Here is a 25997-nt window from a genome sequence, read left to right on the forward strand (position 1 = left end):
CGCGCCTGAAAAATGACAACGTGATGGCTTTAAATCGATAAAGCCTCGAGGGAGTAAGTGGATGGGTTCGTTTAGCATCTGGCATTGGCTGATCGTCCTGGTGGTCGTGCTGCTGTTGTTTGGCCGCGGCAAGATTCCGGAACTGATGGGCGACGTTGCCAAGGGCATCAAGAACTTCAAGAAGGGCATGACCGACGACGACGCCGCCTCGGCTGACAAGACGATCGACGGCAAGACCGTCGAGCACAAGTCCGACGAAGTCCGCTGACGATCGAAAGATGGCGAAACCGGTGCGACATAGGTGCGCGCCGGTGAGCCGCATTACGGGATTGTAGGGCGCGTCGGATGCTTGATATCGGCTGGACCGAGCTTGTTGTTATTGCAGTCGTCTTGATCGTCGTCGTTGGACCGAAGGACCTGCCGCCCATGCTGCGGGCTTTCGGGCGAATGACGGCGCGGATGCGCGGCATGGCTTCCGATTTTCGTCGTCAGTTCGATGACGCGCTCAGGGAGGCCGATCTCGACGAGGTCCGCAAGACGATCAGCGACGCGCAAAGTCTCAATCCGACCACGGCTTTGCGCGACGCCATGAATCCGCTGCGGCAGCTCGGCAACGAGATCAAATCGGATCTGCAGAAGGCCACGACGCCCGACGCGCCGGCTCAACCCGTAACGCCGGAGCCGCCTGTGACGCCTGAGCCCCAGGTCGAAACGGCGAGCGCGCCCGCCACGGCGCCTGTGAAGTCCGTCGACGCGGTGGCAGCCGCGGCGGTCGGGTCTGCCTCCCGGCAGATGGAACGTGCTGAGGCGAATGAGGTAAGGGTGGCGGCGGCCACCGAGGTGACGCCGAAACGCGCCGCCAAGCCCAGGGCAGGAACTGCTGCGCAGAAGACGCCGCGGGTAAAAGAAGCCACGAAAGGGGTAGCTCCGAAGAGGGCCGCGTCTACGTCGGCGCCGAAGAAAGCAGCCGCCAGGAAGATCGCAGCAGGCGAAGGCTCGATTGCTGTCAAGACCGAGAAGACAAGCGCGTCTTCGCGTAAGAAAAAGGGTGACGCATGAGCGGCGACATCGAGGATAAGCCGCAGCCGTTGATCGAGCACCTGATCGAGCTCCGCGCCCGGCTGATGTGGGCGGTCGGCGCGTTCTTCGTCGCCTTCCTTGTCTGCTTCTATTTCGCCAAACAGCTGTTCAACCTGCTCGTCCTGCCGTTCAAGTGGGCGGTGAGCTGGGCTGGCCTCAGCCATCGCAACGTCGAACTGATCTACACCGCCCCGCAGGAATTCTTCTTCACCCAGATCAAGGTGGCGATGTTTGGCGCGCTGGTGATCGCCTTTCCGGTCATCGCTTCGCAGGTCTACAAATTCGTCGCGCCCGGTCTCTACAAGAACGAGCGAGCCGCCTTTCTGCCGTTCCTGATTGCCTCGCCGCTCCTTTTCCTCCTTGGCGGTGCCCTCGTCTATTTCTTCTTCACCCCGATGGTCATGTGGTTCTTCCTGGCCATGGAGCAGGGCGGCGGAGAGGGGCAGGTGGCGATCCAGCTGCTGCCGAAGGTTTCGGAATATCTGAGCCTGATCATGTCGCTGGTGTTCGCCTTCGGCCTGGTCTTCCAGCTGCCCGTCGTCACGACGCTGTTGGCGCGCGTCGGTTTCGTCACCTCGCAGGGGCTCGCCGAGAAGCGCAAATATGCGATCGTCATCGCTTTCATCGTCGCCGCCGTGCTGACACCGCCGGATCCGGTCTCCCAGATCGGTCTTGCGCTGCCAGCCATCCTTCTCTACGAGATTTCAATCTATACGGCGCGACTCGTTGAAAGACGGCGGGAAGCTGAGGCACTTGCGGGCGAGTCTGCGTCTTCGCAGGAAGGTTCTTCGGGGACGGTCGGGCCCGCCCAGGGCTAACGTTCTCGCGCCGTGACCTGACCAACGCGTGGGACGACTATGCTCGATATCAAATGGATTCGTGAGAATGCTGGCGTGCTCGACAAGGCCCTGGCCAAACGGGGCGCGGAGCCGCTATCCGCATCGCTGATCGCGCTTGACGAGCGCCGCCGCACGATCTTGCAGTCGCTCCAGGAGATGCAGTCGCGCCGCAACGCCGCCTCGAAGGAAATCGGCGCGGCCATGGCGCAGAAGAACAGCGAACTGGCCGAAAAACTCAAGGCCGAGGTTGCCGAGCTGAAGGACGCTCTGCCGGCGGCCGAGGAAGAAAGCCGGCGGATCGAAGCCGAACTCACTGATATCCTGTCGCGCATTCCGAACGTTCCGCTCGAGGACGTCCCAGTCGGTCGGGACGAGAGCGGCAATGTCGTCAAGCGGCTCGTCGGCACCAAGCCGACCTGGAACCACAAGCCCCGCGAGCATTTCGAGATCGGCGAGGGCCTGGGGTTCATGGACTTCGAGGGGGCCGCACGCATTGCCGGCTCGCGTTTCACCATTCTTAAGGGGCAGCTTGCCCGACTGGAGCGCGCGCTTGGCCAGTTCATGCTGGATCTGCATACTCAGGAGCACGGCTATATCGAGGTGCAGCCGCCGCTGCTTGTTCGCGACGATGCGATGTACGGGACCGGCCAGTTGCCGAAATTCGCGGAAGATCTCTTCCGTACGACGGACGATCGCTGGCTGATTCCGACCGCGGAGGTTCCGCTGACGAATATGGTGCGCGAGCAGATCCTCGAGGGCGAGAAGCTGCCGCTGCGGTTCACGGCTCTGACGCCGTGCTTCCGCTCGGAAGCGGGTTCGGCCGGGCGCGACACGCGCGGCATGCTGCGCCAGCACCAGTTCAACAAGGTCGAACTGGTGTCGATCACCGACGCCGAGGCCTCGATCGATGAGCATGAGCGGATGACGGCCTGCGCCGAAGAGGTTCTGAAGCGGCTCGGCCTGCATTACCGCATCATGACGCTCTGCACCGGCGACATGGGTTTCGGCGCGCGCAAGACCTACGACCTCGAAGTCTGGCTGCCGGGACAGGACACCTACCGCGAAATCTCGTCCTGCTCGGTCTGCGGCGACTTCCAGGCGCGGCGCATGAATGCCCGCTATCGCAGCAAGGAAGGGAAGGGTACGAAGTTCGTCCATACGCTGAACGGTTCCGGCGTCGCCGTCGGCCGGGCGCTGATCGCCGTCATCGAGAACTATCTGAACGAGGATGGCTCGGTCTCCGTGCCGGAAGTTCTCCTTCCCTATATGGGCGGCCTGCGACGCGTCGAGAAAGCGGCCTGAAGCCAGGCAAGCGAAAGAAACCGCAATGCGCATTTTGCTGACCAACGACGATGGCATTCATGCCGAAGGGCTGTCCGTCCTCGAGCGGATCGCGCTGACGATCTCCGACGACGTCTGGGTCGTCGCGCCGGAAGTGGACCAGAGCGGCCTTGCCCATTCGCTGACGCTTTCGGAGCCGCTGCGGCTGCGGCAAGTTTCGGAGAGGCATTTCGCGCTCCGGGGAACGCCGACGGACTGCGTGATCATGGCGGCGCGGAAGATCCTCGACCGCAAGCCGGATCTCGTTCTTTCCGGCGTCAATATCGGCGCCAACCTTGCGGACGACGTTACCTATTCCGGCACGGTAGCCGGCGCCATAGAGGGCACGCTGCAGGGAATCCGGTCGATCGCCGTCAGCCAGGCTTACCAGCATGCCGTCGGCGGCGCCGTTTCCTGGGACGTGGCCGAAACTCATGCGCCCGCTTTGATCCGCACCTTGATGAATGTCGAGCTTCCGGATGGAACCTTCCTCAATGTGAATTTCCCCAACTGTGCGGCCGACGCCGTGGCGGGCGTGGAGGTGACCTCCCAAGGCAAGCTCGAATTCGGCCTCAGCATCGACGAACGTATCGACGGCCGTGGCTTTCCCTATTTCTGGCTCCGCTTCGGCGAGCGATCCGGCGACTTCCGCTCCGGAACGGACATTCATGCCGTGCGCGAAAACAGGATTTCGGTAACCCCGCTTAAACTGGACTTGACCGACTATACCGTCCAGGAGCGCCTAGCGCGCGCACTGCGGGAAGGGACTGGCGCTTGAACGGACGCGTTTCGCAGCAGGAGGGGTTTGCAGCGATGGCGCTGCGCCTTCGTTCGGCCGGCGTGGTCAATCACGATTTGCTGAAGGCCGTCGAGCAGGGCCCGCGCAGCATTTTTTGTCCGCCGCAGCATCAGGACGACGTCTATTCCAAGCGGCTGATACCGCTTGATTGCGGTTCGTTCATGGAAGGCTGCGACTTCGCCGTTCGCCTGCTGCACTGTCTCAACATCAAGCCGGGCCAGCGTATCCTGGAAGTCGGCACAGGCAGCGGCTTCACCGCTGCAGTGATGGGGCGCATTGCCGAACGCATCCTGACGATAGACCGGTATCAGACATTGGTGAATTCGGCGCAGAAGAACCTCGAAAAGGCCGGCATCCGCAATGTCGTGGTCAGGCACGCGGACGGCAGTTCCGGGGTGCCGGGCGAGGGGACCTTCGACCGAATTCTCATCACCGCCGCCTTCAACAGCCTGCCTCGCATGTTTTCCGACCACCTCGTCTCCGGTGGTACTCTGCTGGTGCCGATCATGATGAGCGAAACGCAGTGCCGCATCGTACGGGTCAGCCGCACCGGTAGCCGTTTCGATCGCGAGGACCTGTTCGACGCACCCTATCTTCCGATCGTCCCGCAGCTCGCCTCGTTTCTCTGATGCGGCCTCCTTTTAGGATGTCGTTTTAACCAATTCTTAACGAAATCCAGTTTCGCGCAAGCTTGTGCCCGTAGCCCGGACAGGCACGATGGCTGAAGGCGCGTTTGCGTCGCGCTTGAGCGTTGATCCGCTCCATCGTGTCAGCGACGGAGACGGTGGATGGAGATTGCAAACAGGCTGACTGCGGCAACAACCGGTGACGGTTTGGGCAATCTCGCCGGCCGTCCCGCCGGGCAGGTTGTCTCCGGAAGCAAGGACGACGGCGTGGGCCAAGCGACGCCGGCAGGCTTCTTCGATCCGACGCCGCGCATTTCGCTGTCGGTGGACGCGCTGCTCTATCTCAGCCGGACAAGAAAGGCGCCCGAGAAACTGCCGCCGTTGACCGGGGACGAATGGAACAACGTGCTGTCGCCGCAACTGGCGGCGCGCGAGTATCAGGCCTTTGGGAAGCATGCCGAGACTGGCGACTACAGGGCCTATTATAGTTCCTTCATCGACTATTACGACAATCTCCGCCCGGAGGACCAGAACAGTCTGCGCTACTTCGGTACGCGTGACGCGGCCGTGGCAGGCCTGCGGTCACTTGAATACGATGCCGAAAGCGGATTGGACACCAGCGGAAATTTCGAAAGGCTCGTCAGCGTCTTCCTGGAGCAGGATAAGGCTGTGTCTTCAGGAGGCTCTGCTGACTTGCCGACGCGGGAAGCCCCGTTCGTCGGCTGGGATGTCGGCAGCATCAGCTATGAGGAGCAACCGCCTGAATCGCGGGCGCTGTCGGAAATCGAGCGCCTCTACTCCGAGCTCCTTTGAGCTTCCGCCGCTGCGCCTTTTCATGCAAAGCCATTTCCGCCTCACCGACGGGCGGGCGCCATATGGTTAGCATTCCGTCAAATCAATACCGCCCTTAACCGGCCGGTAACTCTAATGCGCTTTAATCATTCCACAGCGAGTTGCGTTCGGAGTGGGTAAGCGTCATGCGTAAGTTTTCATCTCCCAGTGCAGGGAAATCATTGGTCCGCCTCAGCGGGGCGGTCCTGCTGGCAAGCGTTGCGACCGGTTGCAGCTCCGACGTAAGCCGCTTTAACGGGCTCTTTTCGAGTTCCGACGATATAACCACCAGTTCCATTCCGGGGAACGTGCCGCGCGGCGATGTCTCTGGCGGCCAACTGGCTTCGTCCGCCGGCGCTGGCGGCGGGTCCTACGGTCAGACTTTCCCAAGTGGCGGTCAGAGCGGATCCTACGATCCGATGAGCACTGCAAGCACGCCGGTCTCCAGCGCCCGGGCCGCTTCGACCCCGGTCAGCGTTCAGCGCACCGCCTTGGCGGAGCCGGCACCCGCGCTGCCGCGTCAGCCGGAGCCGCAGCCGCTTCCTGCTGCCCGTCAGCCGCAGCCGACACTTGCGAAGGCTGAGCCTCTGTCTTCGTCTTCTGGCGGGACTTCTGGCAAGGGTGGCTGGACGACCGCGAATGCGCCTACGATCATGGTTCGCCCGGGTGATACGGTTGCCGTATTGGCTCGCCGCTTCGGCGTTCCTGAAAAGGAAATCCTCAAGGCGAACGGCTTGAAATCCGCGAGCCAGGTGGAACCGGGGCAGCGTCTCGTCGTGCCGACCTTCGGCGGTGCGAGCAGTGCCGCGAAGGCTGCGGCGTCTGGTTCGATCGCCGACTTCGAAGGCGGCAAGAGGCAGCCTTCGCCGTTGCCGGACGGCCAGCGCGAAATGGCAATCCTTCCCGGTCAGTCTCAGTCTCGCGAGAAGAACGAAGGTCGCAGCGACGTGGCTGCGGGCAAACTCAATAACGCCGGTGCGGGTGACGGCTCGGATGGTGCCTACACCGTCAAGCCGGGGGATTCGCTGAACAAGATTGCGAAGGCCAACGGCGTGTCGGTTGCGGCCCTGAAGCAGGCAAACGGCCTGACGGCGGAATCCATTCGCATCGGCCAGAAGCTGAAGATGCCTGGTGCCGCTGCATCGGCGACCGATGCGGTCGTCACGGCCTCCGTTCCGGCGAAGAAGGAAACGAAGGTGGCATCGCTCGATCAGGGCAAGCCCGCAGAGTACAAGCCGCCTGTCGCCAAGGAAAGCGTCTCCGATGTCGCCATCAAGACCGATATCGATGAGGAGTCGCCGAAGTCGACCGGCATCGGCAAATATCGCTGGCCGGTCCGCGGTGCAGTCGTCGCCAGCTATGGCGCGAATGTGGATGGCAATCGCAATGACGGCATCAACATCTCGGTGCCGGAAGGCACGCCGATCAAGGCGGCCGAGAACGGCGTCGTCATCTATTCCGGCAGCAGCCTGAAAGAACTGGGCAATGCCGTTCTGGTCCGCCACGATGACGGGACGGTCACGGTCTATGGCAATGCCTCGCAGCTCAAGGTTCAGCGCGGCGAGAAGGTTCAGCGCGGCCAGACGCTTGCCGCTTCCGGCATGACCGGCAAGGCGAGCCAGCCGCAGGTGCACTTCGAAGTGCGCAAGAATGCGACGCCGGTGAACCCGGCGACATTCCTCGAGTAATCGTCATAGCGCGCCGCTGTCTGCGCGCCCGATCAGGCCGTTGCGTCCAGTTGACGGCGTAGACGACCGGCCAGATCCTGAATGAATTGCCAGGCGACGCGGCCGGATCTCGATCCCCGCGTCGTCGCCCATTCGAGGGCGTCCGCATGAAAGGTCTCGGGCTCGACGGGCAGGCGGAAATAGCGCGCATATCCGTCGACCATGGCCAGATAGTCGTCTTGGCTGCACTTGTAGAAGCCGAGCCATAACCCGAAACGGTCCGAAAGGGAGACCTTTTCCTCCACGGCCTCCGAAGGGTTGATGGCGGTCGACTGTTCGTTCTCCATCATATCCCGCGGCAGAAGATGCCGGCGGTTCGAGGTCGCATAGAGCACCACATTCGCCGGGCGGCCCTCGACGCCGCCGTCGAGAACGGCCTTGAGCGATTTGTAGGACGTATCGTCGTGGTCGAAGGAAAGGTCGTCACAGAAGATGATGACCGGCATCGGCGCTTGCCGCAGGATGTCCATCAGGGCAGGCAGCGAGGCGATGTCCTCGCGATGCACCTCGACGAGCTTCAGGCCGCTGCCGCTATCGCGCGCCACCTTCGCGTGGACCGCCTTGACCAGCGACGACTTGCCCATGCCGCGGGCGCCCCAGAGGAGCACATTGTTCGCGGGGTAGCCGTCGGCGAAACGAAGCGTGTTGTCGAAGAGAATGTCGCGGACATGGTCGACACCGGTGATCAGCGACAGATCGATGCGATTCGGCCTGGCCACGGGTTGCAAATGGCGGGCGGCGGGAGCCCAGACGAAGCAATCGGCTACGTTCCAGTCGTTGTCCGCAGCCGCCGGTCCGGCAATGCGGTCGAGCGCAGCCGAAAGCTTCTGCATTTCATTGATCAGAATGTCGAGCTTGCTTTCACGCATCTGTATATCTCCAGGAGTCTTGGTCTGCAGCCGTGGCGGAGCGTGCGGAGCCGCTGCAATTGCTTGATTTGCGGGCCGCTTCGCCTCCGGCCGTGACGATTTTGTCGGTAGCACGGTGGTTTGCGCTGGAAAAGCCCGGCTCTCCGCCCTCAAGGGGTTCTCCTGTTGCGGAAATTATGTCAGAGGCAGGAGCAACGGAGAAGGGTGCCGACCAGTTGTGTCGTGGGATTGCGTCCCTATATTCCCGACGGATTTCGCGCGGGCAGGTAACCGCGTGGGTTGAACTCAAGGAGTGATCGATGTTCATTACCGAAGCTTTTGCGCAGACTGCCGCTCCCGCTACCGGCGGGGCCGACATTTTGATGTCTATCCTGCCGTTCATCCTGATCTTCGTCGTCATGTACTTCCTGATCATTCGCCCACAGCGTGCGCAGATGAAGCGTCGCGAAGAGCTCTTGAAGAACATCCGCCGCGGCGATCAGGTCGTTACCGGTGGCGGTATTGTCGGCAAGGTGACGAAGGTCGTCGACGATTCGGAACTCGAAGTGGAGATTGCCGAAGGGATCAAGGTCCGCGTCGTTCGCAGCGGCGTTTCCGAAGTTCGCGTGAAGGGTGAGCCTGTCAAGGAATAAACCAGCCACGACCACCCGGGTCTGGCGATGGAGCATTTCGAGGCATGCCGAAATTCTCGCCGTTGAAGAACATCCTGATCTGGCTGGTCGTTCTGGCCGGTTTTGCCTTTGCTTTGCCGAACATCGTTCCCAGGGAGCACCTGGCCGGATGGCCGGTGTGGCTTCCGCATCGGCAGGTGCCGCTCGGCCTCGATCTGCAGGGCGGCTCCGACATCGTCCTGAAAATCGACCGCGACAACCTCGTCGCCGAGCGGCTTGAGACCACGATCGCGCGAATTGCCCAGGCGCTGAGGGATGCCGACATCGGCTATACGGGTCTTTCCGGCAGTGGCCAGGAAATTCAGTTCCGGCTCCGCGACGCATCGAAGGCGGCGGCAGCCCGCGAGGCGCTCAGCGCATTGACCGCGCCCGTCGAAGCGCCTGACCACACTGGAAGCCCGATCCGGGAGTTGATCGCTGACGGGGCCTCGGGGCAGGAGCCGTTAAGGCTTCGCTTGACGGATGAGGGGATCGATTTCCGGCTGTCCGCAGCGCTCACTCAGGCGGTCGAAGCCGTGCGCCGCCGCGTCGGCGAGGTCGTGGCCGTGGAGCCGGTGATCCGACGCCGTGGCACAGACCGGTTGAGCATCCAGATACCCGGATTGGAGGATCCGCAGCGGCTCAAGGATCTCCTGGGCCAGCGCGGCGACCTCGCCTTCCGGTGGCTCGATACATCGATGCCGCCGCAGCAGGCCCTCGACACGCGGCCACCTGCCGCGTCGGAGGTTCTCTATTCGCTGGACGATCCGCCGGTTCCCTACCTCGTCGAAAGGCAGGCCTTCGTCTCCACCCCGGACTTTGCCGATGCGCAACCCGGGCTCGATCCGAAGACCGGCGAGCCCGTCGTCGACATCAAGCTGAGGACAGATGCATCCGAGCGGCTCACGTCGCTGTTGCAATCCGCGTCTCGGCGACAATTCGCCATCGTGCTCGATGGACAAGTGGTCTCGACACCTGCGCTTGGGGACGTCATCGAAGGCGATACGGCCCGGCTTTCCGCCGACTTGTCGGAGGAGGGGGCAGAGAATTTTGCCGCATTGCTCAGAGCCGGGCCGCTTCCCGTCTCGCTGACGGTTATCGAAGAGCGCACCGTTGGTCCGGAAGTCGGAACGGATGCCATCGCCAACGGCCTGACAGCCGGACTGGTCGCGGCAGCCGCGGTCGCCGCCTGCATGATCGGGTTCTACGGCTTCTTCGGCCTCGTCGCGGTGATTGCCGTGATTGTCAATGTCGTGCTCATCATCGCCGTGCTGTCACTTCTTGGGATCACGCTGACCTTGCCGGGGATCGCGGGGATCATTCTCACGATCGGGGTCGCGGTCGATTCGAACGTGCTCATCTACGAACGGCTGCGAGAGGAGGTGCGCAGCAGCAGCGAACCCCTGCGCAAAGCTCTCGACAACGGCTTCTCGCGCGTCCTGACAAGCATCTTCGATGCGAATCTGACGATGCTGATTGCGGGCGCCATGCTTTTCCTTCTCGGCACCGGGGCCATTCGAGGGTTTGCGGCGACGCTTGCGATCGGCAGCATCACAACCATCCTGACGGCGCACAGCCTGACGCGCCGGCTGATCCGCGGATGGTATCGCCGTCGCCGGCCGAAACATCTGCCGAGGGGCATTCGCACAGGTTTCTTTGCCGAGGCCGATATCCGGTTCATGGCCCTCCGCAACCCCGTTTTCATCGTGATGGCCTCTCTCTCGCTTGCTTCGCTTGTCTTGCTGGTGAGCCTCGGCCTCAACATGGGCGCCGATTTCAAGGGCGGTTCTCTCCTGGAGCTCCGGTCGAAGGCAGGCGCCGCCGATGTCGCGGATCTCCGCGCCCGCCTCGACGAGCTGAACCTGGCGGAGGTCCAGATTCAGGAACTTGGCTCGGCACGGGATATCCTCTTGCGCATCCCGTCGCAGGAAGCCGGCGACAATGCGGACCAGACTGCGATGGGATTGGTTCGCGCCGAACTCGAAGATGACTATAGCTTCCGGCGCGTCGAGGTGGTCGGCCCGGCCGTTTCCGGAGAGCTGACGCGGGCCGGAACGCTCGCCGTCGCGGCGGCGATACTCGCCATTATCTTCTATGTCTGGGTGCGCTTCGACTGGAAGTTTGCCGCCGGTGCGGTCATCACCACACTTCACGACGTGCTGTTGACCATGGGCTTTCTCGTGGTGACCGGCATCGAGTTCAACCTTGCCAGCCTCGCTGCGCTGCTGACGATCGTCTGCTATTCGCTGAACGACACAATGGTGATCTACGACCGCGTCCGGGAGAACCTGGCGCGCTATCGGCGGATGCCGCTGTCGGTCTTGATCGACGCGTCGATCAACCAGACCCTTTCGCGTACCGTCCTGACGGCGATAACGACTGCATTGGCCCTCGTTGCACTCTACCTCTTCGGCGAGAGCCGCGTCGTGCAGTCCTTCAGCGCGACGCTCCTCTTCGGAGTGGTTATCGGGACGATTTCGTCGATCTATATCGCCGGGCCGGTCCTCATTCTCTTCAACCGCCGAAACAATCGCCTCGACGGGACGTTGGGAGGACGCGGTACGATCCGGCACGACAAAGCAACGGGTGCAGCCTGATGGCAAAGGGTATCGAAATGCGCGAAGCGCACTTTCCCGGACGTGCGCCGATCGACGCCTATGGCAATGGCGGTTTTCGCTTCGCCGACATGTCGCACCGCGGCTCGGTGCTGCTGTTGCCCTCCGGCGTCTACGCCTGGGACGTGGTCGAGGGCGACCCGTTGGCGATCGAAAAATTCCGGCGCGTGCTGGACGAGGCTCAAGAGATCGAGGTCCTGCTCGTCGGGACCGGGCGCGAAATCAGACCTTTGCCGGCAGATCTGAAGGCAACACTTAAAGCGGCTGATATTTCGTCCGATCCGATGAATACCGGCGCAGCGGTTCGCACCTACAACGTCATGCTGGCGGAATCGCGCGCCGTCGCTGCCGCATTGATTGCGGTGTGACCGAGTATCGAAGGAATCCCAGCGTGCAAGAGCCCGATGCCCAGATCCTTGCGATTCTGCGGGATACCGATCGCGATCGATACCTTGCATGCCTGCTCGCCCCGCCGGAAAGGCGGCATTCGCTTGCCTGTCTCTATGCCTTCCATGCCGAGATTGCCCGCATCCGCGACGTGATACATGAGCCGCTGCCGGGCGAGATCCGGCTGCAATGGTGGCGTGACCTGCTGGAGAGCCGATCGGGGGGCGAGGGCCACCCGCTGGCGCAGGCGCTCCTCAGCTGCATTGACGAGCATCGCCTGCCCGTCGCCGTTCTGCAGAACATGATCGACGCCCGCATCTTCGACCTTTATGACGACCCGATCGAGGACACGACGGCGCTGGAAGGATATGCCGGCGAAACGGCGTCGGCACTCATTCAGCTTGCCTCGCTGGTTCTCGACCCGACGAATGCCGCGAAATCGGCGGACGCTGCAGGGCATGCCGGCGTTGCGCAGACGATCGCCGGCCTGCTGCTTCTTCTGCCGATCCACTCCCGGCGGGGTCAGGTTTATTTCCCTGCCGACCTGCTGCGGGCGACCGGGCTCGACAGGGAGATGCTGCTGGACGGGCGCGACGAGCTGGCGATCGGCAGGGCCGTTCACGCGTTCTGCGGGCTCGGCCGGGATCACCTCGTCAAGGCTCGCAACAGTCTGGATTCGATCTCTGCGCAGAATTTCTCCGCCTTCATTCCCGTCGCTCTTGCGGAGCCGGTGTTCGCGCGTGCCGAAGCCGCCGGAGCTCGGATTCTGCGGCACTCGATCCAGCCGCCCCAGTGGCAGCGGCAATGGCGGATGTGGCGCGCAAGCCGTCGCCGCCGCTTTTGACGCGTCTCGTTGTTCAAGCTGGCGCAAGCCTCGAGCGATAGAGGTTGGGCCTCACGGAATCCTGTCGTCCGAAAGGGACGGATATATGCTCTGGTTGATTCTCATCGCTGTGATTGCCGTCGTCGGTGCATTTTATGTCCGGATGAACGCGCGCGCCGAGCACGACGCCAGCAATCCCGACACCGGATCGGCGATGGTCGAGTTTGGCCGAGCCTTTCCCGACGAGGCTATACGGGCGTTGCATTCGACGATCGATGGCAAGGCCATTTTTCTTCGCCTGCATGACGGCAAGGCCGGCTTCATTCAATCCCACGGCACGCACTATGTGTGCCATGTCATTCATCCGGGAAAGCTTCGGGTGAACAGTTCCGAAAGCGGGCAGGGGCTCATCGTCCATTTCCCCGATTTCGCTTATCTGGACAACAATTTCGAATTCCAAACCGCGGCCGAGGCGGCCGAGGTCTCGCTGTGGCTGCTCGGTAGCTTCAGCCCGAAATCCGAAATCGACGCACCGCTCGCAGGGAGAGCAGCGGCGCAGACGATCGACTGAAGGCGGCAGTCAGACCAAGTCTCGCCCTGTACCGAGTGTTGTCTTGATCGCGATGCTCTGCGTGACGGCCTGCAAGCTGGCCGTTTATGCACTGTCCTTCATACTCGGTAGCGTCAGCCTGCCTGACCGCGGCAACTCCAAGAGACGCGCGATGAACGACTGCACCCCGCGCCGTCTGGCTCCAAATCCGGTCACCACCCAGAAATGCAGTGGGCTGGCGACCGTATGCCCGGCCAGCCTCGCAAGGCTGCCGCACTTCAGAAACGAGGCTCCATAGGGCTCGCGCATGAGTGCGACGCCGCTCCCGGCTGCCGCGGCTTGAAGGCCGAGATCGTAATCGGGAAAGCACCGGTCCTGGGGACGAAGATGATAGCGGCACCCGTGCTCCGCGAGCCACAGCCGCCATGCGTCCGGATAGGCATCGTGGATAAGCGGCAGCGCCATAAGGTCGTCGACCGAAAAGCAGTCTCCCAATGCAGCGGCAATCCCAGGCGATGCCACGGGAAAGAGCCTTTCCTCGAACAGCGCCGTCGCCGACCCATCCTTCCATGGTCCCCGGCCGTAGCGAATGGCGACGTCAATCTCGTCCAGCGGGACGAATCGATGGTCGAGGTCGAGATCGATGCGCAGATCGGGTGGCGAGCCTTCCAGCACGGCGAGGTTAGGGAGCAGGCACAGCCGCGCGAAGGACGGCAACACGCTGACACGAATCGCCTCGGGCAGTTTGCTTTCCCGCCATTCTGCGCCGCCGCTACCGATCGTATCGAGCCCCTGTTGCAGCAGGCGTACAAGATGCTGGCCCTGTGTCGTGAGACGAACACCTCTCCCGTGCCGCTCGAACAGGGGCATCCCGGCCCACTGTTCGACGGCGGCAACCCTGCGGCTGACGGCGCCGTGGGTGATGTCGAGGTCATCGGCGGCGCGGGAGAACGAGCCGGTGCGCTCGGCAGCCAGAACAGCGCGCAGAGCATCCAGGGATGGAAGATTACGCCAATATGAGCTGTGATCCATTTTCACACTTCATGTCTGTGCGGTGGTCTATGTCAAGGCATGGCGTTGTTCTATTCAGTCGCTATGAACAAGTCCGCTTCTCCCCTTATTCCCATCCTTTCGGTTGCTACGACGATTTTCGTCTGGGCGGCCGCCTTTCCGGCGATTACCTTGACCCTCAAGGAGATCGATCCCTTGCCGCTGGCGGCGGTGCGGTTCGCCATCGCGGCGTCGTTTGCCATGATCTGGCTCGCATGGGCGCGTCCGCGCATGATGCCGCTGGCCGATCTCGCCTGGTGCATCGTCTGCGGCATCGTCTCGGGCGTGGGCTACAGCGTGTTTCTCAATCTCGGCCAGGAGACCGTCTCCGCCGGAGCAGCCAGCTTCCTTGTCAAGACGGAGTCGCTTTGGATGGCCGCGTTCGCAGTGTTCTTGCTCAAGGAGCGATTCACCGGATGGGCATGGGCCGGCATGCTGGCCTGCGTCGTCGGCGTCGGCCTGATTGCTGCCGCCCAGCCCGGCGGAATCACGCTGGGCACAGGAGCACCCCTGGTTCTGGCCGCAGCCTTGTGCTCGGCGGCGGGCTTCACCCTGCAACGCGGATTGGCACTGCGTCATGGCGCGTTGCACGTAGCGGCCGTCACCTTCATCGTGGCGGCGCTCGCCCTGTCTCCGTGGCTGCCGCAGGCGGTGACGCAGATGCAAGCGGCATCCACCGCGACGATCGGATGGGCCGTCTTTCTCGGGGTCTTCCCCACGGCGATCGGCCTTGCATGCTGGGTCTATGCGCTCGGATACTTCGGTGTCGCCCACTCAGGCAATTTGCTCTATCTGGTCGCACCTCTCGCAATGCTGATCGCTTGGGCCATCGCCGGGGAAACGCCGGCTCTTGTGACGGTGATCGGCGGTCTGCTGATTCTGTCAGGGGTAATCGTCGTCAATTCTCTCGGCCGGAAGCAGGCGGCGCGCATCGATTCGACCAACAAGAAGGGCTCGGTTCCGGTAGAGGGCTGATTTATGATGTTTCGTGAGCCAGCCACTTGGCGCAGTCCTCGAGCGCCCGCCCTGCCGTCGCCTGCTTCTTGGCCAGTGCCTTTTCCTTGCCGCGGAAGCGCTTGGCACCTTCCGGCCTGGTGAGGGCGCCCGCCTCCAGTGGCGGAAACAGCCCGAAATTGATGTTCATCGGCTGGAACGAGCGCTTGCCGGGCTCGTCGTCGGAAACGATGTGCCCACCGGTGATGTGATTGAGGAGCGCGCCAAAGGCGGTCGTGGCCGGCGGCAGCGACGGTTTTTCACCCTTGCGCTCGGCAGCGGCGAATCGTCCGGCGAGAAGGCCGATGCTGGCACTTTCCACATAGCCCTCACAGCCAGTGATCTGCCCGGCAAAGCGCAGGCCGGGTCGGGATTTCAGCGTCAGCGAACCGTCGAGCAGGATCGGCGAGTTGATGTAGGTGTTGCGGTGTAGGCCGCCGAGCCTTGCGAATTCGGCGTCTTCGAGGCCCGGGATCATCCGGAAGACGTCCGTCTGGGCGCCGTATTTCAGTTTGGTCTGAAAGCCCACCATGTTGTAGAGCGTGCCCAGCGCATTGTCCTGGCGCAGTTGGACGACGGCATAGGGCTTGACCGAAGGATTATGGGCATTGGTGAGCCCCATCGGCTTCATCGGGCCGTGGCGCAGCGTCTCGCGGCCGCGTTCCGCCATCACCTCGATCGGCAGGCAGCCATCGAAATAGGGCGTGCCTTCCCATTCCTTGAAGCCGGTCTTGTCGCTGGCGATCAGCGCATCGACAAACGCGTTGTACTGCTCCTCAGTCATCGGGCAGTTGATGTAGTCCTTGCCCGTCCCGCCGGGACCGACCTTGTCGTAGCGCGACTGGTGCCAGCATACGTCCATGTCGATCGTCTCGGTGTAGACGATCGGCGCGATGGCATCGAAGAAGGCAAGCGCGTCGGCGCCGGTTTCGCGGCGGATCGCTTCGGCGAGAGCGGGGGCGGTGAGCGGGCCGGTGGCGACGATCGCCAGGTCCCACTCCCGCGGCGGCAGGTCGCTGATTTCCTCGCGGACGACCGAGATCAGCGGGTGGCTTTCGATCTGAGTGCTGACCGCCTGCGAGAAGCCGTCCCGGTCGACGGCAAGCGCGCCACCGGCCGGCACCTGGTTGCGATCGGCGGCCCGCATGATCAGCGAGCCTGCAAGGCGCATTTCCGCATGCAGCACGCCAACCGCATTGCTGGTCGCATCGTCGGAGCGGAAGGAGTTGGAGCAGACGAGTTCGGCGAGACCGTCGGTCTTGTGGGCGTCCGTGCCGCGCACGCCGCGCATTTCATGCAGGATGACCGGCACGCCGGCCTCAGCGATCTGCCAGGCGGCTTCCGAGCCGGCAAGCCCGCCGCCGATGACGTGAATGGGTGAATAGCGAGAGGTAGTCTTGTTCATGCGCGGCTTCCTACCACAGCCATCTCGCGCTTCCAACAAAAACGGCGCCCTTGGGCGCCGTCTTTGAAGTCCAGGCTTCGTTCCGATTAACGGAAGGAGCGGGCCGCAATGTTGCGGATATCGTAGCGGGTGATGCCGATATCGCTCAGCGCGTGGTTCGAAAGGCCGCCGAGTTCGGCGACAGTGCGGCGGTAGTTGATCCAGCTCTTTGCAAGGCGAATGGGGTTCATGGTCGTTTCCTCAGATCAGTTGAGCGCGACAGTGATTTGTCTGCGTCGTTGAGGTTCTTATACGCTTGTCTAATTGGAAGGTGGAGTGCAAAGAAAATGCATCTGCTATGCATTTGTGCACTGCATCGATGATTTGCTGGGCAGCGGGGTGAGGAAGCCCGAAAATGCGTCAACGCCACAAAGGCGGAGCAAGGGCGACATACGCAGTGCAGGGTCTTGTTTCGTCGCGGTTTTCCGCCGCCGCCGCTTTGGCGAAGCGGAACGCTGGCGAGACAGCTTTGTAAGGGATTTCGCACTTGCAAAAAAGCAGCGTCGCCCTCTCTTCAAAATCAGTGGAACCCTGCAACGAAAAACGCCCGCCGGGGGGCCGGCGGGCGTTTCGAAACAGTACCTATTGTGTCGCTTACTTGACTGCCTGGCGAGCGACGTAGGGGATATCGGAGCGGCCGATGCCAAGGTCGTTCAGTTCGCGGTCGCTCATGCGGCCGAGTTCGCTGCAGGTCTGACGATACTTGCGCCAGTTGTTGAAAGAACGTGCGAGGTTCATGATCCTATTCCTTTCAGGGTCGTTTGCCAGCGCTCTATCTCTCTTGCTGGCCGTCATCTTATGGATCTGAATATAATCGTTTTGAGCGCCGAAAACAGAGACGATGCTGCATCGCACCCATGCAAGTCTTGCAATCCTCCGTCGGCCGCTAACCCCGCCTTAATCTATTGGGCTGGCGGTGGACAACGAACCGGCCCAAGGGGTGAGCGGCAGGGATTGAAATGTTGTTCGAACAGCGCAAAAAACAACGCCCGCTGGGGGAGGAGATCCAGCGGGCGTTGCCTGTTCTGATTGGCAACTGGGAGGAGGAGTGTTGCCAATCCGTATCGGGAGCGCTGGGAGGAGGAGTGCGCTGCCGACCGATGATCTGAAGATAGGCCCGGACCCCTAATTTGTGTAGGGATACTGTGGAATGGCACATATGCGCCTACTGCATGGCTGAGGGCGCTCGCTAACAGAATTGCTTCGATACTGGGCAATTTGCGCAGCACGGCTCAAGGGACTTGGAAAGTGTTTCTCGCACCTGCGAAAACGAACGACGCCCGCTGGGGGAGGAGATCCAGCGGGCGTCATGAGAATGATTGGCAACCGGGAGGAGGAGTGTTGCCAACCCTATCGAAACAGCGCTGGGAGGAGGAGTACGCTGTTTCGAATTCCGTCGAGCTTTCGGCTCGGGTCTATCCGGAAGGCCGGGCGGGGACCAATCCGCGGGCTCTTTGGTTCTTCACCGCCGACGCCGCTTGATATCTTGAATATAGTGCGGCTGCGCGGATTTGTGCAGTGCGATGTTGGCATGGATGATGTGCATCCCGCGCAAATCGGCTGTTGCGGGAAGATCGCCGTCGCCAAGAATCAGATCGGTGAATGAGGACGCGTCGCGGCCCAAGTGCGGTGAGGCCCCGTCAGGATCGTTCAATGAAGTGCAGTCGACAAGGTGAAGCGGTGTACGACATACGCACCGGGACGACATTAAACGCCTCATCGGATGCCAGTTACAACAGTCTCTCACCGAAAGACCGGGCTGTCTTTCCATAGCGTTCCAGCGGAGAGCTCCGCGTAGCCGAGATTATAGACGGCCCGCATGTAGTCGGTGTTGAACGGATCGGACATCGAATAGGGGAGTTGGACGTCGATTGACGCAAGCTGGAACCGTGCCCTGGTCAGCTTGGAATAGTTATAGAGGGCCGTCAGCGCGCTCTGCGTCTGCGACTTGACGAAGATCGAGTATGCCCGTGCGATCACGGACAGCGTTCTATCCGGCGTGGAGGCAAACTCCGGCATCAGTGCGTTGTTGACGATTACATAGAAATTGACGTTCTGCCGTTTGGCGGGCACGAGGCTTTCGCCGCTTGCCAGCAGAGTCTGCGGAAGCATCAGGACCTGCGACGCGGACCCTCCATCCGAATGCATCTCCTTAAAGTGGCGCCCGCCCGCCTCGGCCTCGATCATTACTGCCGGATAAACGCCTGGGATGCTGGCTGACGCCACGAGAATGTTCCGGAACAGCTTCAGCGCGTTCGGGCGATTGCTGCCGGCAATGGCGCCCATGTTCCAGATAACGGCACGCTGGGTGTCGAGGTTGGTGGTCAGGACGAAGAGGCGACGGCCTTTTCGGTGCTCGGCAGCAACTTGCTCAAGGACCTCGGGCGTGATGAAGCGCTCGACCATCCGTGACAATGGTTCGGCGCTCAGCAAGCTCGAGCCCAACAATCCGCCAAGGCTCTTGCTTCGCGCAAGGTCTTTGGCGACGCCGCTCGTGTAGAGATGCACCAGGGTATCGTCGTAAGCCGATCCGAGGAATGCCAGAGGTGCGATCAGTGCTCCCGTGCTGACGCCGGTGACGACATCGAACTCAGGGCGGGTCTGCGACGCGCTCCACGCCGAGAGTACACCGACACTGAAGGCGCCGGCCGAACCGCCGCCTGAGATCATCAGGACATCAAGGCCACTGGACTTGGTCGCCGGCGCCCAATCCCCGGCGTTGCGCGGAAATTCGTCGAGCCGGGCGTCCAGATAGCTTCGGATATCGCCATAGCCGGTGATCGAGGCCCTGTCTGCCTCCTGCGCGTCAAGCGCCCTGTCGAACGTCTGCATGCAGCCTGACAGGATAAATACGATTGGAACCAAAGCCACGAGCGCTCTGGTCAGGGCCTGGGCAAAGCTCGTCACGAGGCGGCCGCGCCGGCTGTCATGAATTTCCTGCTGGGACACGGTCATCTCTGGCCATGACCTCGCTTCGCGGGCCTGCGCTCGAAGTCGATCGGCTCGCGATCATTCGGGACATGCGTTTCCTCGCCGGCGATGTCGTGGTGTGGCCCGGTCCGGTTCACGAGCCCCTTCAGTGCCGCGAGCAGGTCATCGACGAAGGTGAAGATGACCGGGATGACAATGAGGCTGAGCAGCGTCGACGTTATCACCCCGCCGATCACGACGATCGCCATTGGCTGTCGGAAACTTGAATCGCCCCCCGTCAGGCTGAGAGCGGCCGGAAGCATGCCCGATCCCATGGCGATGGTGGTCATGACGATCGGCCGCGCGCGCTTGTGACAGGCATCGACGAGCGCATCGAACCTCGACATTCCCTGGCGGCGCGACATGATCGCGTATTCGACGAGAAGGATCGAGTTCTTTGTCACAACACCCATCAGCATCAGCAACCCGATAACGGCCGGCATCGAGAAGCTCGTTCCGGTCACCACCAGCGGCAGCAGCGCGCCGCCGAGCGAGAGCGGCAGGGCCATCAGGATGGTGAACGGCTGCAGGAAGTCGTGGAACAGCACGACGAGAACCGCATAGATGCAGAACACGCCGATTGCCATTGCAAGAGCGAAGCTCTGGAACAGCTCCGAACTGCGTTGAAGTTCACCTTGCTCGACGAGGGTGACGCCCGGCGGCAGATGCTGAAGAGCCGGCAGCGCCTTTGCCTCACGATAGACGTCGTTCAGGATGCGGCCGTTGAGCTCGACGGAAAGAGTGATATTGCGCATTCGATCGATGCGGTCGATTTCGGAAGGACTGCCGCCGATACGGATGTCGGCGATCGACCCGAGATCGACGCTGCCAGTCGTTCCGGCCACCCTCATGTTCCGGATGTCGTCGAGATTGGTGCGCGCCTCAGGCGTGAACCGAACGACGATCGGGACCTGCCGTTGCGGCAGATTGAGCTTTGGCAAGGCAGAGGAATATTCCCCGTCTGTCGCCACGCGCACGGCTTCGGCGATGTCGCTGGACGTCACGCCAAGTGCGGCTGCGCGCGCAAAATCGGGGGTGATCTGAACCTCGGGGGCCTGCTTGGCGGCACTCGACGTCACCGCTCCGATACCACTGAGCGTGCGGAGCTGCTCCTCCAGCGCCGTGCTTGCACCATCGAGGGCACCGGGATCGTCACTGGCAAGGGTGATATCGAGCTGCGTTCCATTGCCGCCGCTTCCGACCGCAACGCGCACGCCGGGGAGGGCCGAGAGGGCCGAGCGGATGTCGCTTTCGATCTCCGACTGCTTCCGGTCCCGCTCGTCAATAGCCGTCAGCGTGACGACGAGCGTGGCCGTTCCGACGCTGCTGGTGTTGGTGACATCGGGACCGCCGCCCGACGATGCGGAACCGACCGCGGAGAAGACATGCGTCACGTCGGGAAGCTTGCCGACGATATCCGCCGCCTTCCTGGTCGTTGCGTCCATCTGATCGATGGTGGCGCCGGGCTGCAGGGCCAGCGTCACCTGCGTCCGCGCGTCGTCGGCGGCGGGCAGAAAGCCCGATTTCAGGAAAGGGATGGTGGAAAGCGAAACGGCGACGAAGACGGCCGTCACGAAGACGGTGGTCTTTCTGTAGCTCAGGGATGCCTTCACGACCGCCATGTAGGCACGCATGATGCGGCCATCCTTTTCCTCGATCGGATGGGCCTTCATGAAATAGGCCGCCATCATCGGCGTCAGCAGTCGGGCGACGACGAGCGAGGCGAGCACGGCGACCGCGGCGGTGACGCCGAACTGGCGGAAGAGAAGCCCCGGTATGCCGCTCATGAAAGCCGTCGGCAGGAAGACCGCGACGAGCGTGAGCGTCGTGGCGATGACCGCCAATCCGATCTCGTCGGCCGCTTCGAGCGCGGCGTCGATCGGCCGCTTGCCCATCTGCAGGTGGCGGGCGATGTTCTCGACCTCGACGATGGCATCGTCGACGAGGATGCCGACGATCAGCGACAGTGCCAGCAGCGTGATGATATTCAGGCTGAAGTCGGCGAGGTACATGGCGAGGAAGGTCGGTATGACCGACAAGGGCAGCGCCACAGCCGACAAGATTGTCGCGCGCCAATCCCGAAGGAAGAGCCAGACGACGACGACCGCGAGGATCGCTCCCTCGAACAGCATGTGCATCGAACCGTCGTAGTTGTCGAGGATCGGCCCGACGGTGCTGTAGGCTTCATCGATCTGCACGTCCGGATGTGCGGCGGCGAACTGCTGCATGGCCTTCTCGACGTCGGCAGCGACGCCGGTATCCGAGAAGCCGTTCGAGCGTTTGACCTCGACCGCCATCACGGGCTGGCCGTCGAGATAGGCCAGCGACGACCGGTCGGCGAAGCTGTCCGTGACGGAAGCGATATCGTCGAGACGAACCTGCTGCCCGTTGGCGAGCGGAATACGGAGCCCCTTCAAGGCGTCGACCGACGCGACGGCGCCGAGCGTCCGCAGGGTCTGCCGGGTGCCGCCGATTTCCCCAAGGCCACCCGAAGTGTCCGCCTGGACCGACTTCAACTGCGCCGAGACAGTGGCCGCCGTGACCCCGAGCGACGCCATCGTTGCGGGATCGAGGTCGACATGAACCTCGCGGTCGATCCCGCCGACGCGGCTGACCTTTCCTACTCCCGGTACCGACAGGAGCGCCCTTGTCATATCGTTGTCGATGAACCAGGAAAGCTCGGTCTCGTTAAGGTGGGTCGAGCGGATTGCATAGGTGACCAGTGCGGCGCTCTGTAGCGTCACCTTGGTGACGCTCGGCGACTCCATCTGCGCCGGCAGATCGGCCTTTGCGCTGTCCACGGCATTCCGAACCTCGTTGAGGGCTTCTTCGCTGTCCTTCTCCAGCTTGAAGGAGACTTTGAGCGAGACGGTCCCGTCGGTGATCGTCGTGGTGATGTGGTCAAGATAGCTGAGCGAGGCGAGCTGGTCCTCGATGATGCGGGCAACCTCCGTCTCGAGCTGCGTCGGCGCCGCGCCTTCAAGCGTCGCCGTGATGCTGATGGTCGGGAGGTCCATATCGGGGAAGTTCTGGATCGGCAGGCGCTTGAACGCCAGGAGCCCACCGACGGTAAGCATTGCGAACAGCAGTATCGAAGGTACAGGATTGCGGATCGACCAGGCGGAAAAGTTCATCTGCCTTACCCCGCAATATTCACGAGGTCGTTGTCGGACAGAAATGCTCCGCCAGACGTCACGACCTTTGCGGACTGGTCTATGCCGGAGATAATCTCGACTTCGCCGTTGTTGCGGCGGCCGGTCTCGACTCGGATCCTTCGCACGCGTCTGTTTTCCTCGGCTGTGAAGACGTAATTGATCCCGTCACGGTAGACGATCGCCGCCTCTGGAACCGTGAGCGCTGGTGTGGTCGTAAGCTCGATGCTGCCGGTGACATACAGGCCGACGGGCGGATGGACGTCGACGGGAAGCGCGACGTAGACGATCGCACGGCCTGTACCCGTGCTGACGGAAGGTCCGACAAGCCTCACCTTGCCCTGAATGGGGCGCTCATCCGGCCCGTTGATATGGGCCGTCAGTCCTTCCGAAATGCGCGAAAGGTAGCGCGCCGAAACTTCAGCCTGCCACTCGACGCGCTGTTGGCGGACCAGATGGAACAGCTCGGTGCCAGAGGAGACAACGGCGCCGAGTTCGGCCGAGCGCGACGTTATGAGGCCGTCGTCAACGGCCGTGATTGTCGTCTGGGCGAGCTTGATCTTCTGACTTTCGAGCGCCGCTTCTTCCGATTCAAGGCTTGCCTTTGCCGTCTGCTCATCGGTCAGCCGTTCGGTGATGTTCTGGGCGGAAAGAGCGCCCGAAGTACGAAGCTGCCGGGCTCGGTCCGCATCTGCCTTGGCCTTGGCCAGATTTGCCTTGGCGGTCTCGACGGCCGCCGCCTGCTTTCGAAGGTCCGCCAGCACACTGTCCTGGGAAAGCCGGACCAGCGTCTGCCCCTTGGTCACAACGGATCCGACATCGACCAGAACGTCTGTTATGCGTAGGCCGCTCGTCTCGGAGGCGATGATCGCTTCCTGCCATGGTTTCAGCCAGCCGCTTGCGGGAACCGTTTCGGGCCACGCCCGTTGCGCCGGGCTCGCCAGCGAGACGGTGAGGGCAGGCGCGGCGGTCTGATCCGCCATGGCGCTATGGAAGGGAAGCAAAAGCGCTGCCCCGACAAGGGCGGCGGCGAGTGGGATAAACGATCTTCTCAACGGTATTCCTCATACTTCACGGCATCGGTGGCGGGTCGTTCCAGGCCCACGACCGATGTCGCGTGCTCCACGAGTAGCCGGACGACGTTAAGTGCGGTCAAGTTAGTGTTAAGCTGGGTAAAATCCGGTCGTTCGCGCGCGTTTGTGCTGTATGGGTGGCTGAGATGAATGACGGACGAAAGCAGATGAACAAGGTTCTCCTCATCGACGACGACGTCGAACTGACGACACTTCTGCAGGAATACCTGGCCGAAGAAGGATATGATGTCGCGACGGACACGGACGGTCGCGCGGCCATCGCTGCTGCCGCCGGCAATTCTGTAGATATCATCGTGCTCGATATCATGATGCCTCGAATGAACGGGATCGAGGTGCTGCAGAGGATCAGAAAGATCAGCCAGGTACCGGTGTTGATGCTCACTGCGCGAGGCGATGACGTCGATCGGATATCGGGTCTCAATCTCGGCGCTGACGACTACGTACCGAAGCCCTGTTCGCCGGGGGAACTCGCGGCGAGGCTGCGCGCAATCCTTCGTCGCGCGAGCCAGTCCGTGGTCGGCACCTCCACCGATACGCTGAAAGCGGGCCGGCTCGCCATGCACCCCGGCAACAGAACCGCCGAATGGCTCGGAGAGCCTTTGGAGCTTACCGGCACGGAATTCAGCCTGCTCGAGGTTCTCGCCCGCAATGCCGGCCAACTGGTGTCGAAGCAGGACATCTCGAAGCGGGCCTTTGGAAAGCCGCTGGCCCCATTCGATCGCCGCATCGACGTCCATATCAGCAGCGTTCGCCAGAAGCTCGGGCTCAGAGAGGACGGACAGTCCTGGATCCAGTCCGTCCGTGGCCAGGGCTACCAACTTCTGCTGGACTAACCATGCCTCGGCTCTTCTGGAAGTTTTTCGCGACAATCTGGCTGACGCTCGCAACAACGGTCGCGATCATCATCCTCATGATCAACATCTTTGAGATCCCGCCTCCCGCGCGCGAACAGGAACACCGGGAGCAAACGGTCATTCTGAACCTGACCGCGAACGTGCTGACGAGGGATGGCGGGGATGCCGCCGCGCGGTTCGTCCGCGTCAGCGAGGAAACGCTACCGCTCGGCCTGACGATATCGGAGACTACGGCATCTGGTGCTTGTGCGGACGAGGGCAGGGCAGAGGTAAGATCCATCGTGAAAGACGGAATTTGCTACCGGATCTCCGTTTCCAAAGGGGCCAGCGCCATTCTCGACTACCTCGCCCTGTTGATGCCGTGGATCGCCATATTCGTCTCGAGCACGATATCAGCGGCAGCACTCGCGCGGTACCTCATTCGTCCCGTCGTACATCTCCGCGATGGCTTGAGTGCCCTCGCCCACGGCCGCTTCGACGTCCGTATCGGGGACAAGATGGCTGGGCGCAGGGACGAGGTTACCGCGCTTGCGCATGATTTCGATTCCAGTGCCGCGCGGCTCAAGGAGCTTCAGGATGCACAGCAGCGGCTCTTCCACGACGTCTCCCATGAACTACGTTCGCCCTTGTCTCGTCTGCAGGCAGTCGTGGGCGTGCTTCGGCAGAGCCCGGCAAAGCTCAATGCCATGCTGGACCGCATCGACCGCGAAGTTGAACGGCTCGATGCGCTGGTGGGCGAAGTCCTGACGCTGGCCAGGCTGACGGCCAGATCCGGCCTGCCGCTGACAACGCAGACTCTGGACGTCGTAGAGCTCCTCAACGAAATCCTCGGCGACGCGGCGTTCGAAGCCCAGGCGCGGGATGTCTCGATCACCACGAGTGTCGACGGCGTCTTCCTCGCCGACGTCGAAGGTGAGCTGATCTACAGGGCGCTTGAAAACGTCGTCCGCAATGCCGTCAAGTACACGGCCGAGCATTCACGAATATCAGTGATTTGCGAGACGACGGCCGACCTTCTCAAGATCCGCGTTACAGATCAGGGACCGGGCGTGATACGAGACGAACTCGAACGAATTTTCCAGCCGTTCTCCCGCGGGAAAGACGCGGTCCCACGCGGCGGATATAGACTCGGCCTGGCGATCGCCCGGCAGGCCGTCGAACGCCATGGCGGGCGAGTCTACGCATCGCTGCCGGACGGCGGCGGTCTCGCCATCACTCTCGAACTTCCGCGCAAGCCGACTGCACATCGTGCATCGGACGATCAAGCCTGAATCCGAATGGAGACCCCGGCTGGCGACAGATGCCGGCTTTTGGATTTTACCCA

25 protein-coding genes are annotated in these 25997 nt (G+C 62.3%); 16 read left to right on the forward strand and 9 right to left on the reverse strand.

Annotated features, from left to right (window positions below; genetic code table 11):
* The first annotated feature begins 61 nt into the window (after positions 1-61).
* From N181_RS29625 to N181_RS29660, 8 genes are all read left to right on the forward strand, one after another.
* Positions 62-268 (forward strand): twin-arginine translocase TatA/TatE family subunit, encoded by a 207-nt coding sequence (locus tag N181_RS29625; protein WP_014328225.1) that lies wholly within the window; start codon positions 62-64, stop codon positions 266-268.
* A 77-nt stretch (positions 269-345) separates the two neighbouring features.
* Positions 346-1059: a Sec-independent protein translocase protein TatB gene (tatB, locus tag N181_RS29630; RefSeq protein ID WP_014328226.1), complete on the forward strand. Its 714-nt coding sequence runs from the start codon at positions 346-348 to the stop codon at positions 1057-1059.
* Entirely contained in the window at positions 1056-1898 is an 843-nt protein-coding gene (gene tatC / locus N181_RS29635; RefSeq protein WP_014328227.1) for a twin-arginine translocase subunit TatC, read from the forward strand. Before tatB ends, tatC begins: the two co-directional genes overlap by 4 nt.
* 39 nt (positions 1899-1937) lie before the next feature.
* Positions 1938-3221: a serine--tRNA ligase gene (gene serS, locus N181_RS29640; RefSeq protein WP_037393416.1), complete on the forward strand. Its 1284-nt coding sequence runs from the start codon at positions 1938-1940 to the stop codon at positions 3219-3221.
* A gap of 25 nt (positions 3222-3246) precedes the next feature.
* On the forward strand, positions 3247-4017 hold the full coding sequence (gene surE, locus N181_RS29645) for a 5'/3'-nucleotidase SurE (RefSeq protein ID WP_037393414.1): 771 nt from the start codon (positions 3247-3249) through the stop codon (positions 4015-4017).
* The gene (locus N181_RS29650; protein WP_037393412.1) at positions 4014-4667 is read left to right on the forward strand and encodes a protein-L-isoaspartate(D-aspartate) O-methyltransferase; all 654 of its coding nucleotides are present in this window, start codon (positions 4014-4016) and stop codon (positions 4665-4667) included. The genes surE and N181_RS29650 overlap by 4 nt, the downstream gene beginning before the upstream one ends.
* A 159-nt stretch (positions 4668-4826) precedes the next feature.
* Positions 4827-5477, forward strand: a complete 651-nt coding sequence (locus N181_RS29655) for a hypothetical protein (protein ID WP_014328231.1) — start codon at positions 4827-4829, stop codon at positions 5475-5477.
* Between the two features lie 164 nt (positions 5478-5641).
* Entirely contained in the window at positions 5642-7183 is a 1542-nt protein-coding gene (locus N181_RS29660) for a LysM peptidoglycan-binding domain-containing protein (RefSeq protein ID WP_037393411.1), read from the forward strand.
* Between the two features lie 32 nt (positions 7184-7215).
* Here N181_RS29660 and N181_RS29665 read toward each other — a convergent pair whose 3' ends face one another.
* Positions 7216-8091 (reverse strand): ATP-binding protein, encoded by an 876-nt coding sequence (locus N181_RS29665; protein WP_037393410.1) that lies wholly within the window; start codon positions 8089-8091, stop codon positions 7216-7218.
* Positions 8092-8390: 299 nt separating this feature from the next.
* On the opposite strand from N181_RS29665, the gene yajC reads away from it, so the two are divergent.
* The 5 genes from yajC to N181_RS29690 all read left to right on the forward strand — a co-directional run bounded on the left by yajC (position 8391) and on the right by N181_RS29690 (position 13137).
* Positions 8391-8723 carry a preprotein translocase subunit YajC gene (gene yajC, locus N181_RS29670; RefSeq protein WP_037435264.1) on the forward strand — a complete coding sequence of 111 codons (333 nt, stop codon included), beginning with the start codon at positions 8391-8393 and terminating at the stop codon, positions 8721-8723.
* A 44-nt stretch (positions 8724-8767) separates the two neighbouring features.
* On the forward strand, positions 8768-11338 hold the full coding sequence (gene secDF / locus N181_RS29675) for a protein translocase subunit SecDF (RefSeq protein WP_037393390.1): 2571 nt from the start codon (positions 8768-8770) through the stop codon (positions 11336-11338).
* A complete protein-coding gene (locus N181_RS29680; RefSeq protein ID WP_037393388.1) occupies positions 11338-11724 on the forward strand; it encodes an Mth938-like domain-containing protein in 387 nt (128 codons plus the stop codon). The genes secDF and N181_RS29680 overlap by 1 nt, the downstream gene beginning before the upstream one ends.
* Positions 11725-11747: 23 nt before the next feature.
* Complete coding sequence (locus N181_RS29685) at positions 11748-12587, forward strand: phytoene/squalene synthase family protein (protein WP_037393387.1); 840 nt, start codon at positions 11748-11750, stop codon at positions 12585-12587.
* A gap of 85 nt (positions 12588-12672) precedes the next feature.
* A complete protein-coding gene (locus N181_RS29690) occupies positions 12673-13137 on the forward strand; it encodes a hypothetical protein (RefSeq protein ID WP_014328238.1) in 465 nt (154 codons plus the stop codon).
* Positions 13138-13221: 84 nt separating this feature from the next.
* Here the strand turns inward: N181_RS29690 and N181_RS29695 are convergent, their stop codons facing one another.
* The gene (locus N181_RS29695) at positions 13222-14148 is read right to left on the reverse strand and encodes a LysR substrate-binding domain-containing protein (RefSeq protein ID WP_037393385.1); all 927 of its coding nucleotides are present in this window, start codon (positions 14146-14148) and stop codon (positions 13222-13224) included.
* Positions 14149-14211: 63 nt separating this feature from the next.
* Here N181_RS29695 and N181_RS29700 point away from each other — a divergent pair, with 63 nt between their 5' ends.
* Entirely contained in the window at positions 14212-15141 is a 930-nt protein-coding gene (locus N181_RS29700; protein ID WP_037393383.1) for a DMT family transporter, read from the forward strand.
* Position 15142: 1 nt separating this feature from the next.
* On the opposite strand, the gene trmFO is transcribed toward N181_RS29700, so the two are convergent.
* From trmFO to N181_RS29720, 7 genes are all read right to left on the reverse strand, one after another.
* Entirely contained in the window at positions 15143-16564 is a 1422-nt protein-coding gene (trmFO, locus tag N181_RS29705) for a methylenetetrahydrofolate--tRNA-(uracil(54)-C(5))-methyltransferase (FADH(2)-oxidizing) TrmFO (RefSeq protein WP_014328241.1), read from the reverse strand.
* Between the two features lie 86 nt (positions 16565-16650).
* Positions 16651-16794, reverse strand: a complete 144-nt coding sequence (locus N181_RS35625; RefSeq protein WP_014328242.1) for a DUF1127 domain-containing protein — start codon at positions 16792-16794, stop codon at positions 16651-16653.
* A gap of 403 nt (positions 16795-17197) precedes the next feature.
* The gene (locus N181_RS32665) at positions 17198-17341 is read right to left on the reverse strand and encodes a DUF1127 domain-containing protein (RefSeq protein ID WP_014328243.1); all 144 of its coding nucleotides are present in this window, start codon (positions 17339-17341) and stop codon (positions 17198-17200) included.
* 724 nt (positions 17342-18065) lie between these two features.
* Positions 18066-18257 carry a hypothetical protein gene (locus N181_RS33545; protein ID WP_141321938.1) on the reverse strand — a complete coding sequence of 64 codons (192 nt, stop codon included), beginning with the start codon at positions 18255-18257 and terminating at the stop codon, positions 18066-18068.
* An 89-nt stretch (positions 18258-18346) separates the two neighbouring features.
* Positions 18347-19558, reverse strand: coding sequence for a patatin-like phospholipase family protein (locus N181_RS29710; RefSeq protein ID WP_050984011.1), 1212 nt, complete (start codon positions 19556-19558; stop codon positions 18347-18349).
* Positions 19555-22707, reverse strand: a complete 3153-nt coding sequence (locus N181_RS29715; protein WP_014328246.1) for an efflux RND transporter permease subunit — start codon at positions 22705-22707, stop codon at positions 19555-19557. The genes N181_RS29710 and N181_RS29715 overlap by 4 nt, the downstream gene beginning before the upstream one ends.
* Positions 22708-22712: 5 nt before the next feature.
* Positions 22713-23708: an efflux RND transporter periplasmic adaptor subunit gene (locus tag N181_RS29720; RefSeq protein ID WP_369986496.1), complete on the reverse strand. Its 996-nt coding sequence runs from the start codon at positions 23706-23708 to the stop codon at positions 22713-22715.
* 257 nt (positions 23709-23965) lie between these two features.
* On the opposite strand from N181_RS29720, the gene N181_RS29725 reads away from it, so the two are divergent.
* Both N181_RS29725 and N181_RS29730 read left to right on the forward strand, forming a co-directional pair.
* Complete coding sequence (locus tag N181_RS29725; RefSeq protein ID WP_037393381.1) at positions 23966-24652, forward strand: response regulator; 687 nt, start codon at positions 23966-23968, stop codon at positions 24650-24652.
* Between the two features lie 2 nt (positions 24653-24654).
* Complete coding sequence (locus tag N181_RS29730; RefSeq protein WP_060564116.1) at positions 24655-25944, forward strand: HAMP domain-containing sensor histidine kinase; 1290 nt, start codon at positions 24655-24657, stop codon at positions 25942-25944.
* The last annotated feature ends 53 nt before the right edge of the window (positions 25945-25997 follow it).

The sequence above is a fragment of the Sinorhizobium fredii USDA 205 genome (assembly GCF_001461695.1).
In the GTDB taxonomy this organism is placed as follows: domain Bacteria; phylum Pseudomonadota; class Alphaproteobacteria; order Rhizobiales; family Rhizobiaceae; genus Sinorhizobium; species Sinorhizobium fredii.